A 17,578-nucleotide genomic window follows, 5' to 3' on the forward strand; every position below is an offset into this window, starting at 1 on the left:
CCCCATGACCGACCTGACCCCCCGCGAGATCGTCTCCGAGCTCGACCGCTTCATCATCGGCCAGGACGCGGCCAAGCGGGCCGTGGCCGTGGCCCTGCGCTCCCGCTGGCGGCGCAAGCAGCTCGCCCCCGACCTCGCGCAGGAGGTGACGCCCAAGAACATCCTGATGATCGGCCCCACCGGCGTCGGCAAGACCGAGATCAGCCGCCGCCTCGCCCGCCTTGCCAAGGCGCCGTTCCTGAAGGTGGAGGCCACCAAGTTCACCGAGGTCGGCTACGTGGGCCGCGACGTGGAGCAGATCGTTCGCGACCTCCTCGACGCCGCCATCGTCCAGACGCGCGAGACGATGCGCGAGGACGTGCGCGCCCGCGCGCTCCAGGCCGCCGAGGATCGCGTCATCACCGCGCTGGCCGGGGAGGACGCCCGCCCCGGCACCCGCGACGCCTTCCGCCGCAAGCTCAAGAGCGGCGAACTCGATGCCACGGTGATCGAGCTGGAGCTGAACGACACCTCCGGCCCCATGGGCCTGCCGCCGGGGCTCGACCTGCCCGGCAGCCAAGGCATCGCCATGGCGTCCCTGGGCGACCTCTTCGGCAAGGCCTTCCGCCGCACCAGCAAGAAGCGCATGACCGTGGCCGAGAGCTACGAGGTGCTGCTGAACGAGGAGGCCGACAAGCTCCTCGACGACGAGACGGTGACCCGCGCCGCCTTGGAAGCCGTGGAGCAGAACGGCATCGTCTTCCTCGACGAGATCGACAAGGTCTGCGCCCGCGCCGAGACGCGCGGCGCCGACGTCAGCCGCGAGGGCGTGCAGCGCGACCTCCTCCCCCTCATCGAGGGCACCACGGTCTCGACGAAGCACGGCCCGGTCAAGACCGACCACATCCTGTTCATCGCCTCGGGGGCGTTCCACATCGCCAAGCCCTCGGACCTCCTGCCCGAGTTGCAGGGCCGCCTGCCGATCCGGGTGGAGCTCCAGCCCCTCACCGAAGCCGACTTCGTGCGCATCCTGACGGAAACCGAGAACGCCCTGACCCGCCAGTATGCCGGATTGATGGCGACCGAAGGCGTGGAGGTCACGTTCACGGAGGATGGCATCGCCGCCCTGGCCCGCATCGCCGCCGAGGTGAACCGCTCGGTGGAGAACATCGGCGCGCGCCGCCTCTACACGGTGATGGAACGGGTCTTCGAGGACCTGAGCTTCGCCGCGCCCGACCGCGGCGGCGACAGGGTGACCGTGGACGCCGCCTTCGTGGAGCGGCACCTCGGCTCGCTCATGTCCCGCGCCGACCTCGGCCGTTACGTGCTCTGAGCGCGGCGGGGCCCGTCCGTGTCCGGCAGCGCCCTCCAGGGTGCGCCGGGATCGGCCGGGTCGCGCCCGAACCAGGCGCTCTCGGCCACCTCGAAGGCGGGCCGCTCGAAGGCCGCGTAGCGGTCCACCCGCACCAGCCCCGGCTCGATGGTCAGGAGGTTGAGCGTGTTGGGCTCCTGCCGCAGCCGCGTGGACAGGCCGGTGCCCGCCTGCACCAGCAGCACGCCCGGCGCCGCCGTGAGCGGGGCCACGTGCGCGTTGTGCAAATGTCCGGACAATACGATGTCCGCCCCCGCCCCCCGCAACGCCGCCACCCCTTCGGCCGAATGCCGCATCGGGCGCTTGGTCGAGCCATCGGGATGCTCGGGCGGGTGGTGCATGACCACGATGACCGTTTTCTGCGGATTGTCGCGGAACGCCGTCGCGATAGCGCGGAGCTGCGACCGCCCGATCCGGCCCGACTGATGGGCGTAGCGGTTCACGGTGTTGACGCCCAGAACCGTCATCTCCTCGTCCTCGTGGCGCGGCGCGAGGTCCTCGTGGATGAAGCTGCGATAGCGCCCCCAAGGGTCCAGGAGCCGCACCAGCACGTTGTCGAGCGAGACGTCGTGGTTTCCCGGCACCGCCAGCCACGGCGAGCGCAGCCGGTCCAGGAAGGCCGCCGCTTCCACGTATTGCCCCCGTCGGGCCCGCTGCGTGAAGTCGCCCGAGATCGCCACGAGGTCCGGCGCGGTCTCCTCGACCAAGGCGACCAGCGGGTCCACGAGGTCGGGCCGGGTGCGCCCGAAGTGCAGGTCCGACAGGTGGAGGACTCGTCTCATGCCGCCGCCCCGGTCGGCTCCGTCACCTCGCCCGACACGGCCTCGGACGGAGCGAAGACCTCCAGCGCATCGTGCCGCATCCTCAGGCGCAGCGGTGTCCGCATTCGGAACTTCTCGCCGTCGCAGGCGACGGTCAGGTGGCGCGACCGTGTGGCGATGCCTACCTCGCTCGCGCAGAGGAGGTCGAAGTCGCGTCCCTCCCTCATGCTGCGCCGCACGAGACGGAAGGCTTTCTCGAACAGGCCGACCCGCCCGGTGTCGGGTGCCACGAAGACGGCGAACCGCCCGTCCGCCACGCAATCGCTCCCCGCAAGCCCGAAGCTCTCGAGCTGATAGGCCGATCGCGCGACGAACAGCAGCGGCGTCCGCACTCGCCGCTCCTCTCCGTCGGCCTGCACCGTCAGGAAGAGCGGTCGCTGGAACCGCACGAAGGTCTTGGCCGCCGACCAGTGGGCGGCGATGCGGCGGCGGCCCCAACGGGCATAGACGTCCTCGCGCGCGCGCAGGATCGCCGGATAGATGCCCAGGCTGATGTTGTTGAGGAAGACGTGCCCGTTCACCTCGCCCACCGCGTAGGGCCGCGTATGGCCGTCGAGGATGATGCGGGCCGCGCCGGCCGGGTCCTCGGGGATGCCGAGGCCACGCGCGAAGTAGTTGAAGGTGCCTAACGGCAGCACCCCGAAGCGTCGGCCGGAGTCGGCCATGGCCCCGGCCACGGTCATGATCGTGCCGTCGCCGCCCGCCGCCACGACCGCGCCGAAGCCGTCGCGCACCGCCTGCTGGGCCGTGGCCTTGATGTCGTGGCCATTGACGCGTCGCAGCACGGCGTGCGGCCCCAGCACCTCCATGGCGATCCGGATGGCGTCGGCCTCGCGGCTGTTGCGCCCCGAGCCTTGGTTGCAGATCACGCAGATACGGTCGTCGGTGCGGCGGGGAGTCTGGTCTGTCATGAGGTAGGTCCGTGTCTCGGCGCGCGACGCGCTGGGACGCAACGCCGGCGGGCCATCTTGGGTTTCGGATCAGGATCGCAGATAGACGTAGAGCGCTCCCTCTCCCCCGTGCTTCCGGTGCGCGGGAGCGACTTGGAGCACCGCCTCGGCCAACGGCGGCAGGGCGAGCCAGCGCGGCACGTCGTGACGGAGCCGCCCGGCCCGCGCCGGCATGGGCGCGAGGTCCTCGGTGACGCGGCCCTTGCCGGTGATGACCAGCACCAGTCGCTTGCCGCGCGCCCGCGCGCCCAGGATGAAGCCCACCAGCGCCGGATGCGCCTCGGCCAAGGTCAGGCCGTGCAGGTCGATGCGCGCCTCCGGGGCCAGCTTGCCGCGCGTCAGCTTGCCGAACCGCCCCGCGTCCATCCGCAATGGCATCCGCGCCAAGTTCTCTGCCAGCCCCGGCAAGAGGTCGTTCGACCGGCGATGATCGACCATCTGCCCCACCCGGAACGGCGCGGGCTTCGGCGCGGGCGGCGTTCCCCCGGCCGCCTGAACGAACTCCTCCAGCTTCGGCTTCGGCGGCGCGGGAATGGGCTGGCGGGCGTGCAGCGGCACCGCGCTGCCCTTCACGCGCTCCCAGAGCTCGCGGTCCTCGGACGACAGGCGGCGCCTCACGTCGGCCCCGCCTCGCGCGGCCAGAGCACCACCATCCGTCCCCCGTCCCGGATGCGCCCGGCCCGGGCCCCCGCCTCTGGCCCCGTTCCCACGAAGATGTCGGCCCGCCGTGCCCCCTTGATGGCGCTCCCGGTGTCCTGCGCGACCATCAGGCGACGCCAGGGCTCCGCGCCGTCCGTCTCGATCCAGACCGGCGCGCCCAACGGCACATGGGCCGGATCGACGGCCAGCGTCCGTCCCGCCGTGACCGGCCGGCCCAGGGTCCCCAACGGTCCCGCCCCGGGCGGCAGGCCCTCCAGGACGCGGAAGAACACGAAGGAGCCGTTGGCCCGCATGACGTCCGCCCTCTCCCCGGGATGGGCGCGGAGCCAGTCCTTCACCTCCTCGGCCGAGGCGCGGTCCGCCGGCAACGCCCCCCGGGCGATCAGGAGCCGACCGATCGAGACGTAAGGGTGCCCGTTCCCGCCCGCATAGCCCAGCCGGAGCACCCGCCCCTCCGGCAGCCGCACCCGCCCGGAGCCCTGGATCTGCAGGAAGAAGGCGTCCACCGGATCGGACAGCCACGCAATCTCGTGGCCTTGCCCCGCCAGCGCACCCGCCTCGATCTCGGTCCGCGACAGCCACGGGGTTTCGGCCGGCCTGTCCGGCGGCAACGCATAGAGCGGCACGGGACAGCGCGCCGACGCGCGCAGGTCGCCATCCAGCTCGGGCTCGTGATAGCCGGTGAACAGCGCGGGCCCCCCATCCTCGACCAGCACCGGCCGGAAGGCACGCTCGAAGAAGTCGCGCGCCGCCCCGGGTCGCACGTCCCGCGCCAGCCCGGCCGCCCAGGCCCATCCGGGACCGGCCATCAGGTCGCAGGTCGAGCGGAAGACCTCCAGCGCCCCGGCGTGGTCGTCCCCGGCCCAGCCATCCAGGTCGCCGAAGCCGAGCATCGCCCGGCGGGCCGGCCCGGGGCGCATGGCGGCCTCGCCCGGCCCGATCATTCGCTGGTGGCGACCAGGATCCAGTTCGGATCGGACGACCCCATGGTGCGGGCGAAGGCCCAGACGTCCTTCTGCCGCCGGATCTCGGTCGGGGAGCCCTCGACGATCTGCCCCGCCGCGTCGCGCACGACCGAGGTCAGCTCGCCCACGAAGCGCACCGACACCTCGCCCTCGCGGGTGGCCGAGTCGAAGACCGCATCCTTGAGGGCGAGGTCGCTCACGCCCACGAAGGTCGCCTCGACCTTGTATCCGTTGCGATTCCGCTCCTCCACGACCTGGGCGAAGGCGTTGTAGACGTCCGGCGACAGGAAGGGCCGGACCGAGGCGAGGTCGCCCCGCTCGAAGGCCATTAGGATCATCTCGTAGGCGGCGCGAGCGCCTTGCAGGAACTCGCGGACGTTGAACGACGGCTCCGCCGCCTTCATGGCCGTCAGCGCCCGTGCGGCATCCGAATCCTCGGCCACGTGGTCGGTGATGTCGCGGTCGGGCCGCCCCTCGATCACCTCGAACTCGGGCCGGGCGCGGCGGGCCGGGGCCTCGGGCAGCGCCACGGGTGGCTTCTCGAAGCCCTCGCGGCTGCCCAGCACGCTCCGCAGGCGCAGGATGAGGAAGATGGCGATGCCGGCCAAGACGAGAAGCTGGATGATGGGAGAGTTCATGACGTCCTCGTGGCCGGGTGGGGCCAGCGCTAGCGCGGAGGCCTCGGGTCACCTATGTATGCCGCGGGTGGGATCAAGTCCATCGGGCCACAAGGAGCCCCGGACGGCGCGGATCCCGGCGAAACGGAGGCGTTCCTTGGTGCGATTTGTCGTGGCGGCCGTGGTCCTGGCCGAGATCGCGGGATTCGTTCTCGTGGGCCGCGGGCTCGGCGTGTTGCTCACGCTGCTCCTCGTCGTGCTGGCGACCGTGCTGGGCGCGGCGATCCTGCGTCGCGAGGGCGGCGAGAGCATCGCGCGGATGCAGCACGCGCTGCGGACAGGCGGCGACCCCCGGCCCGCGCTGTGGCGCGGCGGCTTCCGGCTCGCGGCGGCGCTCCTGCTCCTCGTCCCGGGCTTCCTGGGCGACATCGTGGCGCTCCTGCTGCTGCTGCCGCCGGTGCAGCGGGTGCTGGCGCGGCGCTTCGCCGTCCAGGGCGCGCGCATCGTCACCGTCCGCTCCGCCCATCCCGGTGAGGAGCCGCCCCGTCCGCCCCAGGACCGCGTCATCGATGCCGACTGGGAGGAGATCCCAGCTCCCAAGCGCCCGACGCACCGTCCCTCGGGCTGGACGCGGCACTGACGGGACCCCGCCATTGAGGCGGGGCGGCGGCGGTGCTAGGGACGGCGGATCGACGACGAACCCCTTGCGATCCCCCGGGAGGACCCATGCAAGACACGCCCGACGCCCCCGAAGGGGCCGCCCCCGCGCCTGTCGCGGCGCCCAAGGTCAGCCAGCGCATCCTCGCGCAGTACATCCGCGACCTCAGCTTCGAGAACGTGCTGGCCCGCAAGGGAGCCACCGGCGACGTCACGCCCGAGATCGCCGTGCAGGTGAGCCTCGACGGCCGCAAGCGCAGCGGCATCGACAACCAGTACGAGGTGACGACCAAGCTCACCGCCACCTCCAAGGGCAAGGCCACGGGCGACGTCCTTTTCGTGGTCGAACTCGAATACGTGGGCGTCTTCCAGATCGAGGGCGTGCCCGAGAACCAGATCCACCCCTATCTCCTGATCGAGTGCCCGCGCATCACCTTCCCGTTCGTGCGGCGCATCGTCTCGGACGTGACCCGGGATGGCGGCTTCCCGCCCCTGAATCTCGAGATGATCGATTTCGTGGCGCTTTACCGCAACGAGATCGCGCGTCGCGTCCAGGCGAACCAGCCCGCCGCCGCCCCGCGCCTGGACGCCTGATCGCGGCTCAGCGCCGCCAGAGCGCCGCGTCCCCCAACCCCGCCACGAACCTTTCGTGCGCCGCCACCTCCTCCTCGGTGATCCGGGGGGGAAGCGGCACGGGACGGGGACGCGGACGCCAGGCGACCGCCTCCTCCACCGCCTGCCGGGCGGCGCGGGCGGGCGGCGCCGGCTCGGCGCCCAGGCCGAAGTCCGGTTGCCGACCGCCGATCAACTCCAGATAGACCTCGGCCAGGATCTGGCTGTCGAGAAGCGCGCCGTGCAGCGTCCGCGCCGAGTTGTCGATCCCGAACCGCCGGCACAGCGCATCGAGAGAGGCCGGCGCGCCCGGGAACTTCCGCCGCGCCATCAGCACCGTGTCGATGGCGCGATCCATCGGCATGGGAGAGTAGCCCAGCCGCCCCAGCTCATGGTTCAAGAATTTCATGTCGAAGGCGGCGTTGTGGATCACCAGCTTCGCGTCGCTCACGAACTCCACGAACTTCGGGCCGATGGCGGCGAACTTGGGTTTGTCGCGCAGGAAGTCGTCGCCCAGGCCGTGCACCGCGAAGGCCTCGGGCGGCATCGGCCGCTCGGGATTGATGTATTCGTGGAAGGTCTGCCCCGTGGGCATATGGTTCCACAGCTCGACCGCCCCGATCTCGACGATGCGGTCGCCAGTCTCGGGCTCGAAGCCCGTGGTCTCGGTGTCGAGCACGATCTCGCGCATGGGAGGCTCCTCTAGGCCGCGCCGTTTCGGATGTCGGACAGGATCTGTCGCACGGCGACGCGGGCGTCCTCAAGGGTCTCGGTCGGCACGACCCAGCGCGCCCGCGCCCGCTTCTCCGCGTCCGGCATCTGCCGCGCGACCAGCATCGCGGCCCCCGCCCGGTCGAGCCCGGGCCGCGCCAGCAGCCGCGCCATCTGCGTCTCCGACCGGGCCGAGGCCACCGCGACCCCGTCGCAATCCGCGTCGATCCCCCGCTCGAACAGCAGCGGCACGTCCAGCACGACGATGTCGCCCTGGGCCACGGCCAGGAACCGCGCCCGGTCCTCGGCCACCAGCGGATGAACGACCGCCTCCAGCCGGGGGAACAGCGACGGATCGCGCTCCAGCGCCTCGCGCAGGGCCGGCCGGCTCACCGCGCCATCGACCACCGCGTCCGGCACCAGCACCGCCACGGGCGCGACTGCCGCCCCCCCCGGCGCATAGAGCGCATGAACCGCCACGTCCGCGTCCCAGACCGCCAGCCCCTCGTCGCGGAACATCGCGGCCGTGGTGGATTTCCCCATGCCGATGGAGCCCGTGAGCCCCAGCACGAAGGCCATCAGGCCATCACCGCCGCGCGCAAGGCGTCGTCCACCTCGGGCCGGACCCCGAACCAGCGCGCGAAGGCCGGCACCGCCTGATGCAGCAGCATCCCGAGCCCGTCCACCGCGACAGCCCCCGCCGCCCTGGCCTCCCGCAAGAGCCGCGTCTCCAGGGGCGCATAGACGAGGTCCATCACCACCTGTCCCTGCCGCAGCCCGTCCAGGGGCACCCGCAGCCCGGGCTTGCCCACCATGCCGAGCGAGGTCGTGTTCACGATCATTCGCCCTTCCTCCACCGCGTTCCCCGCCTGCACCCAATCGAAGACCCGCACCCGTTCGCCGAACTCCCCGGCCAGGGCGTCGGCGTTCTCCCGCGTGCGGTTCGTCAGCAGCACCTCCGGCGCGCCCGCGTCGAGCAGCGCCACGATCACCGCCCGCGCCGCGCCCCCGGCGCCCAGCACCGTCGCTGGCCCCGCGCCGGCGTCCCACTCCGGCGCGCCCTGCCGCAGCGATTCCAGGAACCCCTCGCCATCGGTGTTGTCCGCGAGGATGCGGCCATCCTCGAAGACGAGCAGGTTCGCCGCCCCGATCCGCCGCGCCCGCTCCGTCGCCTCGTCGGCGAGCGCGAGGGCGGCGGCCTTGTGGGGGATCGTCACGTTCACGCCCCGGAACCCCGCCTTGGGCAAGGCGCGCAGCACCTCCGCGAGATCCGCCTCGCCCACGTCCATCGCGACGTAGTCCCCGGCGATCCCGTGCCGGGCGAGCCAGTGGCGGTGAAGCTTGGGGGAACGCGAATGCGTGACAGGGCGTCCGACGACGCCGGCCAGGGGGAAGGAGCTGCTCATGCCGGGATGCTCCCCCGCACCGACAGGAAAGACAAGAGGGGCAGGAGCGGCAGTCCGAGGATGGTGAAGTGGTCGCCCTCGATCCGCGTGAACAGCCGCACTCCCTCGGCCTCCACCTGGTAAGCCCCGACCGAATGGCGCACGGCCTCCCAGTTCCGCCCGAGATAGCCGTCGATCCACTCCTCCGACAGTCGCCCCATGGTCATGCGCGCCTCCGCGACGTGCCGCCAGACCGGCTCCGCGCCGCGATGGATCACCGCCGCCGAATGGAGCCGGTGCGTCCGCCCCATCAGGAACGCCAGTTGCGCGCGCGCCTCCTCCACCGTCGCGGGCTTGGAGAACACGCGTCCCTCGCAGGACAGCACCTGATCGCAGCCGAGCGCCAGCGCCTCGGGCCGCCGCGCGCCCACCCGCGCCGCCTTCATCTCCGCCAGCGCATCCGCGAGGTCGCGCGGGCTCGTCCCTTCGGCCAGCAGCGCCGCCTTCAGCGCCGCCTCGTCCACGCGCGGCACCACGACCTCGAACTCCAGACCCGCCGCGCGCAGCATCGTCGCCCGCGTGGCGGAGCCGGAAGCCAGGATGAGCGGTTCGGACGGCATTGTGGACAACCCTGCGGAGGAACGGGGGACGGAACGCCCGGCACTCTGGACGACTCGGGGACCGGACGGAAGGCCTGTGGGGGACTCGGGGATTCGCGCCCCGAGTCGCCCCGAGTCCCCCACGGGGGATAGGGATAAGTCGGGCCTGTGGACGAATCGGAGTCTTGCCATCGCGGCTCGGCTGGCTTCCGGTAGGAACATCTGCGAAATCAATGGTCTGCTCGACTCCATGTGGCCATTCGGCCCGTCCTGCCTGTTGATTCGGCTGTGGACTCCTTTGGGGAGGACGGGCGGCCCGAGCGCTTGTCCACACTCCAACCGCCATCCACCTCCCCTTTCCCTATCGGGAATCTTAAGAGAAGGTGGGCCGACCCAAAGGCCGCCCGGAATGCTCGACGCCCTTCAACCCCTCTATCCCTGGATCAAGGCCGCCCATGTGATCGCGATGGTCGCGTGGATGGCGGGGATCTTCTACCTGCCGCGCCTTTTCGTGTATCATGTCGAGGGCTTGCGGAAGCAGGGCGTGGTTCGGGGCAGCGACATGGACCTGCTCTTCCAGCATCAGGAAAGGCTGCTCCTCCGCGCGATCATGAACCCCGCCATGGTCGCGACATGGGCGCTCGGCGTCCTGCTGATCGGCTTGGGCGGCTGGTGGTCCTCGGGCTGGCTCTGGGTCAAGCTCGCGGCGGTGGTGGCGCTCACGGGGTTCCACATGTGGCTCGCCGCGCGGCGGCGCGACTTCGTGGAGGGCCGCAACACCCTCAAGGGCCGCAGCTACCGCATCATGAACGAGGTGCCGACGCTGCTCCTTCTCGTCATCGTCGTCATGGTGATCGTGAAGCCGTTCTGAGGGAGGTGGCCATGCTGGTGCGCCTGGCCGAGATCGAGGTCGATCCCGAGAACCTCGAACGATACCTGACCCTGCTGCGCGAGGAGATCGAGGCTTCCGTGGCCAACGAACCGGGCGTGCTCGCCCTCCAGGCCATGGCGCTCCGGGATCGACCGGGCTGCATCCGGCTCCTGGAGGTCTACGCCGACGCCGGGGCCTATGCGGCGCACCTGCTCTCCCCCCACTTCCTCGCCTACAAGGCCGGGGCGGAAGGTCTGGTCCGATCGCTCCGCCTGACCGAGGTCGACCCCGTTCTCCTCCGCGCCCAGGACGGATTCGGCTCGGCCGGCGGGGATCGCGATGAGCCCGGTTGACCGGACGCCGAGAGATGCCTATCTCTGGGGCGCCCTCCCGTCCGGGAACGGCGCCTCACGCGCATACCTCCGCTCCGACCGCCGCCCGACATGGGGCGCGCGCGGTCGCGCCGGACCTTTCAGGACTTCCATGACCCAGGACCGTCTCAACCTCGCCGACCTCAAGGCGCAGAGCCCCAAGGATCTCCTCGCCCTCGCCGAGGAGCTCGAGATCGAGAACGCCTCGACCATGCGGAAGGGCGACATGATGTTCGCCATCCTCAAGGAGCGCGCGGACGAGGAATGGGTCATCGGCGGCGACGGCGTGCTCGAGGTGCTCCAGGACGGCTTCGGCTTCCTGCGCTCGCCCGAGGCGAACTACCTGCCCGGCCCCGACGACATCTACGTCTCCCCGGAGATGATCCGCCAATACTCGCTTCGCACCGGCGACACCGTGTCCGGCGTCATCCAGGAGCCCAACGACAACGAGCGTTACTTCGCCCTGGTCAGCGTGGAGCGCATCAACTTCGAGGAACCCGAGAAGGCCCGCCACAAGGTCGCCTTCGAGAACCTCACCCCCCTCTACCCCGACCAGCGCCTGCAGATGGAGGTCGCGACCGATCCCACGCTCAAGGACCGCTCGGGCCGGATCATCGACCTCGTGGCCCCCATCGGCAAGGGCCAGCGCGGGCTGATCGTCGCGCCGCCGCGCACCGGCAAGACGGTGCTCCTCCAGAACATCGCCCACTCGATCGCCAGCAACCACCCGGAGGTCTACCTGATCGTGCTGCTCATCGACGAGCGGCCCGAGGAGGTGACCGACATGCAGCGCTCCGTGAAGGGCGAGGTCATCTCCTCCACCTTCGACGAGCCCGCGACGCGCCACGTCGCCGTGGCCGAGATGGTGATCGAGAAGGCCAAGCGCCTCGTGGAGCACAAGCGCGACGTGGTGATCCTGCTCGACTCCATCACCCGCCTGGGCCGGGCCTTCAACACCGTCGTCCCCTCCTCGGGCAAGGTGCTGACCGGCGGCGTGGACGCCAACGCCCTGCAACGCCCCAAGCGGTTCTTCGGCGCGGCCCGCAACATCGAGGAAGGTGGCTCGCTGACCATCATCGCCACCGCGCTGATCGACACCGGCAGCCGGATGGACGAGGTGATCTTCGAGGAGTTCAAGGGCACCGGGAACTCCGAGATCGTGCTCGACCGCAAGGTGGCGGACAAGCGCGTGTTCCCGGCGATGGACATCCTCAAGTCCGGCACCCGCAAGGAGGATCTGCTGGTCGAGAAGGCGGACCTCGCCAAGACCTACGTTCTGCGCCGCATCCTGAACCCGATGGGCACCACCGACGCCATCGAGTTCCTGATCTCCAAGCTGAAGCAGACCAAGACCAATTCGGACTTCTTCGACAGCATGAACGCCTGACGCGGGGCGCGCGCCGGGGAACGCCCGAGCCGCGCCTCTCCGCCCTTCTCATCTCGCGGCGCCCGGGACCGTCCCGGGCGCCGTCCCGTTTCCGGTCCCGCCATGAGCCCCGCCCCGCCCGCCTCCGACACGATCTTTGCCCTGGCCACCGCGCCCGGCCGGGCGGGCATCGCCGTCCTGCGCGTTTCCGGCCCCGAGGCCCCGAGGGCCGCCCAAGCCCTTGCCGGCCCCTTGTCCCCGCACGGCCGCAGCCTCCGCACCCTGCGCGACGCCGCCGGAGAGCCGCTCGACCAGGCCCTCGTCCTCACCTTCGCGCCCCAGCGCAGCTTCACCGGCGAGCCCGTCGCCGAACTGCACACCCACGGCGCCCCCGCCGTGACCGCCGCCGTCCTGCGCGCGCTGTCCGCCCTCCCCGGCCTCCGCCCCGCCGAACCCGGCGAATTCACCCGCCGCGCCCTGGAGAACGGCCGCCTCGACCTCGCCCAGGTCGAGGGCCTCGCCGACCTCCTGTCCGCCGAGACCGAGGCGCAGCGTCGCCAGGCCCTGCGCGTCTTCGCCGGCGCGCTCGGGCAACGCGCCGGGGACTGGCGTGCCCGCCTCCTCCGCGCCGTGGCGCTGGTCGAGGCCACCATCGACTTCTCCGACGAGGACGTGCCCGCCGACGTCTGGCCCGAGGTGCTGGACCTGATCGCCACGCTGGAGGAGGAACTGCGCGCCGAGGCCCAGGGCGCGCGGATCGCCGAACGCCTGCGCGACGGCTTCGAGGTCGCCATCATCGGCCCTCCGAACGTCGGCAAGTCCACCCTCCTCAACCGTCTCGCAGGCCGCGAGGCCGCCATCACCTCCGAGATCGCCGGCACCACGCGCGACGTGATCGAGGTCCGCATGGACCTCGCCGGCCTCCCCGTGACGCTCATCGACACCGCCGGCCTCCGCGAGGCGCAAGACCCCATCGAGGCCATCGGCATCGCCCGCGCGCGGGATCGCGCCGCGCGGGCCGACCTCCGCGTCCACCTCCACCTCGCCGGCGAGCCCGCCCCCGACCCCGGCCCCGACGACCTCCCCGTCCTCGCCAAGTCCGACCTCGCGCCCGGACCCGGCCTCGCCATCTCCGCCACGACCGGCGAAGGCCTCGACGCCCTCGTGGCCGAGATCGCCCGCCGCCTCTCCGCCCGCACCGCCGGCCTCGGCGTCGGCCTGCGCGAGCGTCACGCCCGCGCCATGCTCGACGCCGCCGGCCAGCTCGACGAAGCGCGGGCTCTCATCGACATCGGCGCCCCGGTCGAGATCGTGGCCGAAACCCTCCGCCGCGCCCTGCGCCAACTCGACGCCCTTGTGGGGCGGGTCGGGGTGGAGGATATACTCGGCGAGATCTTCGCAAGCTTCTGCATCGGCAAGTGAGGCGGTGTTTCACGTGAAACAGTTCGACGTCATCGTGGTGGGCGGCGGCCATGCGGGCTGCGAGGCGGCGCACGCGTCCGCCCGCGCCGGCGCGCGCACCCTCCTCCTGACGCTCCGGCTGGCCTCCGTCGGCGTGATGTCCTGCAACCCGGCCATCGGGGGATTGGGCAAGGGCCATCTCGTGCGCGAGGTGGACGCCCTCGACGGCATCATGGGCCGGATGGCCGACCGCGCCGGCATCCAGTTCCGCCTCCTCAACCGTTCCAAGGGCCCTGCCGTCCAGGGCCCCCGCACCCAGGCCGACCGCCGCCTCTACCGCGAGGCCGTGCAGGCCGAGCTCGCCGCCTGCCCCAACCTCACGCTGCTGGAAGGCGAGGCCGCCGACCTCCTGGTCGAGAACAACCGCGTCGCCGGCCTCACCCTCGCCGACGGCGCCCGGATCCGCTCTGGAGCCGTGGTCCTGACCACCGGCACCTTCCTTAACGGCGTGATCCATGTCGGCGACCGCTCCCGCCCCGGTGGCCGCGTGGGCGAGCCGCCCTCCAAGGCCCTCGCCGACCGCCTCTACGGCCTGAACCTCCCCATGGGCCGCCTCAAGACCGGCACGCCCCCGCGCCTCGACGGCCGCACCATCTCCTGGGACCGGCTGGAGCGGCAGGAGGCGGATGCCGACCCCGCGATGCTCAGCTTCCTGTCGGACGGCCCCACGGCCCCGCAGATCGCCTGCGGCATCACCCACACCAATGCGCGGACACACGAGATCATCCGCGCCAACCTGTCCCGCTCGGCCATGTATGGCGGCCATATCCAGGGCGTCGGCCCGCGCTACTGCCCCTCCATCGAGGACAAGGTGGTGCGCTTCGCCGACAAGGATTCGCACCAGGTGTTCCTCGAACCCGAAGGGCTCGACGACCCGACCGTCTACCCCAACGGCATCTCCACCTCGCTTCCCGCCGAGGTGCAGGAGGATTACGTCCGCTCCATGGACGGGCTGGAGAACGCCGTCATCACCCAGCCCGGCTACGCCATCGAATACGACTACGTGGACCCGCGCGCGCTCTCGCTCTCGCTGGAGGTCAAGGTCCTGCCCGGCCTCTGGCTCGCCGGCCAGATCAACGGCACCACCGGCTACGAGGAGGCCGCCGCCCAGGGCCTCGTCGCCGGCCTCAACGCCGCCCGCGCGACCCACGACCAGCCCCCGGCCGAGTTCAGCCGCGCCGACTCCTACATCGGCGTCCTGATCGACGACCTGACCACGCGCGGCGTGACCGAGCCCTACCGGATGTTCACCTCGCGGGCCGAGTTCCGCCTGTCTCTCCGCGTGGACAACGCCGACCAGCGCCTCACGGCCAAGGGCCGCGACTGGGGCGTCGTCGGCGACACCCGCTGGCAGGCGTTCTCCGAGAAGATGGACGCGCTCGACGCAGCGCGGGCCGACCTCCGCGCCCGCCGCTTCACCGCCCGCCGGATCGCGGGCGCGGGCCTCAACCTCAACCCCGACGGCGAGACGCGCGACGGCCTCCAGACCCTCGCCCTCACCGACGCGACCTGGGACCACCTCGCCGCGCTCGACCCCGCGCTCCCCCTGCCCGCGCCGAAGGTCCGCGAGCAGCTCAAGCGCGAGGCGCAATACGCCACCTACCTCGACCGGCAGGAGCGGGACATCGCCCAACTCAAGCGCGAGGAATCCACGCGCCTGCCCGCCGACTTCGACTACGCGGCGGTCCCCGGCCTTTCCATCGAGCTGCGCCAGAAGCTCGAACGCGCCCGTCCCGCCTCCCTCCGCCATGCGGCCGAGATCGACGGCATGACGCCCTCGGCCCTCCTCCTCCTCGCCGCGCGGCTCAGGAAGCGCGCGGACGGCCTCGCCGCATGACCGTGACGCGGGACCTCCCCGGACTGGACCTCCCCCCCGCGACGCTGGAGCGGCTGGGGGCCTTCGAGGCTTTGGCCCGTCGCTGGACGGGGAAGATCAACCTCGTCGCCCCCTCCACCGTCCCCGACCTCTGGACGCGCCATATCGCCGACTCCGCCCAACTCTGGCCGCTCGCGCCTAGCGCCGCCGCGACCTGGGCCGATCTCGGCTCGGGCGGCGGCTTCCCTGGCCTCGTCATCGCCATCCTGTCGGGCGACACCGGCCCCAAACTCACGCTGATCGAGAGCGACGGACGCAAATGCGCCTTTCTCCGCACCGCCGCGCGCGAGTTGGGCCTGTCCGTGACCATCCTCGATCAGCGCGTCGAGTCCGCCCCGTCCCAGGCCGCGCAGATCGTCTCCGCCCGCGCCCTCGCCCCGCTCGTCACCTTGCTTCCGCTCGTCGCCCGCCACCTCGCCCCCGGCGGCACCGCGCTCCTCCCCAAGGGCCGCGACTGGGCGGCCGAGATCGACGCCGCCCATGCCGGGGGCTGGACCTTCGACGCCGAGCCCATCCCCAGCACCACCGACCCCACCGCGCGCGTCCTGCGCCTCCAGAACATCGCCCATGGCTGACCCGCGCAAGCTCCCCAAGATCATCGCCGTCGCCAACCAGAAGGGCGGCGTCGGCAAGACCACGACCGCCATCAACCTTGGCGCGGCTCTGGCGCGGCGCGACCGCCGCGTGCTCCTCGTGGACCTCGACCCGCAGGGCAACGCCTCCACCGGCCTGGGCCTCGCGCCCGAGGCGCGCAAGGTCTCCAGCTTCGACCTCCTCCTGGGCGAGGCCACGCCCGAGGAGGCGGCGCACCCGACCGCCAACCCCAACCTCCTCCTGGTGCCCGCCACCTCAGACCTCAGCGGCGCCGATTTGGAGCTGGGCAACCGCCAGGGCCGCACTGGCCTCCTGCGCGGCGCGCTGCGCCAGCCGCTCATGGACGCGCTGCGGCTCGATTACATCCTGATCGACTGCCCGCCCTCGCTGAACGTGCTGACGATCAACGCCCTCGTCGCCGCGCAATCCGTCCTCGTGCCGCTGCAAAGCGAGTTCTTCGCCCTCGAAGGCCTGTCCCAGCTCATGCTGACGATCCGCGAGGTTCGCCAGACCGCCAACCCCTCGCTCCGCATCGAGGGCGTGGCGCTGACCATGGTGGACCGCCGCACCAGCCTCGCCCAGATGGTCGAGGCCGACGCGCGCGAGAACCTGGGTGACCTCGTGTTCCAGACCGTCATCCCCCGCAACGTCCGCCTCTCCGAGGCCCCGTCGCACGCCCAGTCCGTCCTCGATTACGACCCCTCCTCGGCCGGCGCGAACGCCTACCGCGCGCTCGCGGCCGAACTCCTCGCCCGCGAAAGCTGAGACCGCCCATGGCCGAGAAACCCCTCCTGAAACGCGGCCTCGGACGGGGTCTCTCGGCGCTGATGGCCGACCTCGGCACCGACCTCGCCAAGGAGGCCGCGCCCGCTGCGCCTCCACCGCGCAGCCCCGAGCGGCTCATGCCCGTCGAATCGCTGCGCCCCAACCCCGACCAGCCCCGCCGCACCTTCGAGCCCGCCGCGCTGGAGGAGCTGGCCGCCTCGCTCCGAACCAAGGGCGTGATCCAGCCGCTGATCGTCCGTCCCGACCCGCACGAGCCCTCGGCTTGGCAGATCGTCGCCGGCGAGCGGCGCTGGCGCGCGGCCCAGAAGGCGGGCCTGTCGGAGGTTCCGGTGATCGTCCGCAACTACGACGATGCCGAGCTGCTGGAAATCGCGATCATCGAGAACATCCAGCGCGACGACCTCAACCCCATCGACGAGGGCGCGGCCTACCGCAGCCTGATCGACCGCTTCGGCCACAGCCAGGAGCAGGTCGCCACCGCCCTCGGCAAGAGCCGCAGCCACGTCGCCAACCAGATGCGCCTCCTGGGCCTTCCCGCCGAGGTGCAGCGCATGGTCGCCGATCGCACCATCTCCGCCGGCCACGCCCGCCCGCTCATCGGCCATCCCCGCGCCCTCGACCTCGCCCGCCGCATCGCCGAGCGTGGCCTCTCGGCCCGCGACGCCGAGCGCCTCGCCAAGACCGCCCAAGCCGAGAAGCAGAAGCGCGAAAGGACCGAAAAGGACGCCGACACCCGCGCCATCGAGGGCGAGCTGTCGGCGGCGCTCAAGATGGGCGTCCGCATCGACCACGGTGCCGCCGGCGAGGGCGGGCGCGTGACGATCACCTACAGGAACCTCGACCAGCTCGACGACCTGCTGCGGCGGCTCTCGGGCGGCTGAGGTCGAATGGGGCTCTGCCCCCGTCTCCTTCGGAGACTCCCCCG

At 71.7% G+C, this 17,578-nt stretch carries 20 protein-coding genes; 11 read left to right on the forward strand and 9 right to left on the reverse strand.

The window, feature by feature from the left end; translation table 11 throughout:
* Window positions 1–4 precede the first annotated feature (4 nt).
* Entirely contained in the window at window positions 5–1,312 is a 1,308-nt protein-coding gene (hslU, locus tag J2Z33_RS04835; protein WP_209838466.1) for an ATP-dependent protease ATPase subunit HslU, read from the forward strand.
* Here the strand turns inward: hslU and J2Z33_RS04840 are convergent.
* The 5 genes from J2Z33_RS04840 to J2Z33_RS04860 all read right to left on the reverse strand — a co-directional run bounded on the left by J2Z33_RS04840 (window position 1,300) and on the right by J2Z33_RS04860 (window position 5,385).
* Window positions 1,300–2,133, reverse strand: coding sequence for a metallophosphoesterase family protein (locus tag J2Z33_RS04840; RefSeq protein WP_209838467.1), 834 nt, complete (start codon window positions 2,131–2,133; stop codon window positions 1,300–1,302). The two genes, hslU and J2Z33_RS04840, sit on opposite strands and share 13 nt — an antisense overlap.
* On the reverse strand, window positions 2,130–3,083 hold the full coding sequence (locus tag J2Z33_RS04845) for a diacylglycerol/lipid kinase family protein (RefSeq protein ID WP_209838468.1): 954 nt from the start codon (window positions 3,081–3,083) through the stop codon (window positions 2,130–2,132). Before J2Z33_RS04845 ends, J2Z33_RS04840 begins: the two co-directional genes overlap by 4 nt.
* A 69-nt stretch (window positions 3,084–3,152) precedes the next feature.
* Window positions 3,153–3,740: a Smr/MutS family protein gene (locus tag J2Z33_RS04850; RefSeq protein ID WP_209838469.1), complete on the reverse strand. Its 588-nt coding sequence runs from the start codon at window positions 3,738–3,740 to the stop codon at window positions 3,153–3,155.
* Entirely contained in the window at window positions 3,737–4,702 is a 966-nt protein-coding gene (gene mltA, locus J2Z33_RS04855) for a murein transglycosylase A (protein ID WP_209838470.1), read from the reverse strand. Before mltA ends, J2Z33_RS04850 begins: the two co-directional genes overlap by 4 nt.
* A 20-nt stretch (window positions 4,703–4,722) precedes the next feature.
* Window positions 4,723–5,385, reverse strand: coding sequence for a Tim44/TimA family putative adaptor protein (locus tag J2Z33_RS04860; protein ID WP_209838472.1), 663 nt, complete (start codon window positions 5,383–5,385; stop codon window positions 4,723–4,725).
* 139 nt (window positions 5,386–5,524) lie between these two features.
* Here J2Z33_RS04860 and J2Z33_RS04865 point away from each other — a divergent pair, with 139 nt between their 5' ends.
* Entirely contained in the window at window positions 5,525–6,004 is a 480-nt protein-coding gene (locus J2Z33_RS04865; protein WP_342454135.1) for an FxsA family protein, read from the forward strand.
* 86 nt (window positions 6,005–6,090) lie between these two features.
* On the forward strand, window positions 6,091–6,615 hold the full coding sequence (gene secB, locus J2Z33_RS04870) for a protein-export chaperone SecB (RefSeq protein ID WP_209838476.1): 525 nt from the start codon (window positions 6,091–6,093) through the stop codon (window positions 6,613–6,615).
* Window positions 6,616–6,622: 7 nt separating this feature from the next.
* On the opposite strand, the gene dnaQ is transcribed toward secB, so the two are convergent.
* From dnaQ to J2Z33_RS04890, 4 genes are read right to left on the reverse strand one after another with little or no spacing between them, the layout of a single operon-like run.
* The gene (gene dnaQ / locus J2Z33_RS04875) at window positions 6,623–7,324 is read right to left on the reverse strand and encodes a DNA polymerase III subunit epsilon (protein WP_209838478.1); all 702 of its coding nucleotides are present in this window, start codon (window positions 7,322–7,324) and stop codon (window positions 6,623–6,625) included.
* Between the two features lie 11 nt (window positions 7,325–7,335).
* Window positions 7,336–7,923, reverse strand: a complete 588-nt coding sequence (gene coaE / locus J2Z33_RS04880) for a dephospho-CoA kinase (protein ID WP_209838479.1) — start codon at window positions 7,921–7,923, stop codon at window positions 7,336–7,338.
* Complete coding sequence (locus J2Z33_RS04885; protein ID WP_209838480.1) at window positions 7,923–8,750, reverse strand: shikimate dehydrogenase; 828 nt, start codon at window positions 8,748–8,750, stop codon at window positions 7,923–7,925. The genes coaE and J2Z33_RS04885 overlap by 1 nt, the downstream gene beginning before the upstream one ends.
* Window positions 8,747–9,349, reverse strand: a complete 603-nt coding sequence (locus tag J2Z33_RS04890; RefSeq protein ID WP_209838481.1) for a Maf family protein — start codon at window positions 9,347–9,349, stop codon at window positions 8,747–8,749. The genes J2Z33_RS04885 and J2Z33_RS04890 overlap by 4 nt, the downstream gene beginning before the upstream one ends.
* 388 nt (window positions 9,350–9,737) lie before the next feature.
* Between J2Z33_RS04890 and hemJ the strand changes: the two genes are divergently transcribed.
* From hemJ to J2Z33_RS04930, 8 genes are all read left to right on the forward strand, one after another.
* On the forward strand, window positions 9,738–10,199 hold the full coding sequence (gene hemJ / locus J2Z33_RS04895; protein ID WP_209838482.1) for a protoporphyrinogen oxidase HemJ: 462 nt from the start codon (window positions 9,738–9,740) through the stop codon (window positions 10,197–10,199).
* A gap of 11 nt (window positions 10,200–10,210) precedes the next feature.
* Entirely contained in the window at window positions 10,211–10,552 is a 342-nt protein-coding gene (locus J2Z33_RS04900) for a putative quinol monooxygenase (RefSeq protein ID WP_209838483.1), read from the forward strand.
* Window positions 10,553–10,682: 130 nt separating this feature from the next.
* Complete coding sequence (rho, locus tag J2Z33_RS04905; RefSeq protein ID WP_209838484.1) at window positions 10,683–11,957, forward strand: transcription termination factor Rho; 1,275 nt, start codon at window positions 10,683–10,685, stop codon at window positions 11,955–11,957.
* Between the two features lie 102 nt (window positions 11,958–12,059).
* Window positions 12,060–13,358 carry a tRNA uridine-5-carboxymethylaminomethyl(34) synthesis GTPase MnmE gene (mnmE, locus tag J2Z33_RS04910; RefSeq protein ID WP_209838486.1) on the forward strand — a complete coding sequence of 433 codons (1,299 nt, stop codon included), beginning with the start codon at window positions 12,060–12,062 and terminating at the stop codon, window positions 13,356–13,358.
* A gap of 4 nt (window positions 13,359–13,362) precedes the next feature.
* Entirely contained in the window at window positions 13,363–15,234 is a 1,872-nt protein-coding gene (gene mnmG / locus J2Z33_RS04915) for a tRNA uridine-5-carboxymethylaminomethyl(34) synthesis enzyme MnmG (protein ID WP_209838488.1), read from the forward strand.
* Window positions 15,231–15,848, forward strand: a complete 618-nt coding sequence (gene rsmG, locus J2Z33_RS04920; RefSeq protein WP_209838490.1) for a 16S rRNA (guanine(527)-N(7))-methyltransferase RsmG — start codon at window positions 15,231–15,233, stop codon at window positions 15,846–15,848. Before mnmG ends, rsmG begins: the two co-directional genes overlap by 4 nt.
* Window positions 15,841–16,632: a ParA family protein gene (locus tag J2Z33_RS04925; RefSeq protein ID WP_209838492.1), complete on the forward strand. Its 792-nt coding sequence runs from the start codon at window positions 15,841–15,843 to the stop codon at window positions 16,630–16,632. Before rsmG ends, J2Z33_RS04925 begins: the two co-directional genes overlap by 8 nt.
* An 8-nt stretch (window positions 16,633–16,640) precedes the next feature.
* The gene (locus J2Z33_RS04930; RefSeq protein ID WP_209838494.1) at window positions 16,641–17,534 is read left to right on the forward strand and encodes a ParB/RepB/Spo0J family partition protein; all 894 of its coding nucleotides are present in this window, start codon (window positions 16,641–16,643) and stop codon (window positions 17,532–17,534) included.
* The last annotated feature ends 44 nt before the right edge of the window (window positions 17,535–17,578 follow it).

It is taken from the genome of Rubellimicrobium aerolatum, assembly GCF_017872975.1.
Taxonomy (GTDB): domain Bacteria; phylum Pseudomonadota; class Alphaproteobacteria; order Rhodobacterales; family Rhodobacteraceae; genus Rubellimicrobium; species Rubellimicrobium aerolatum.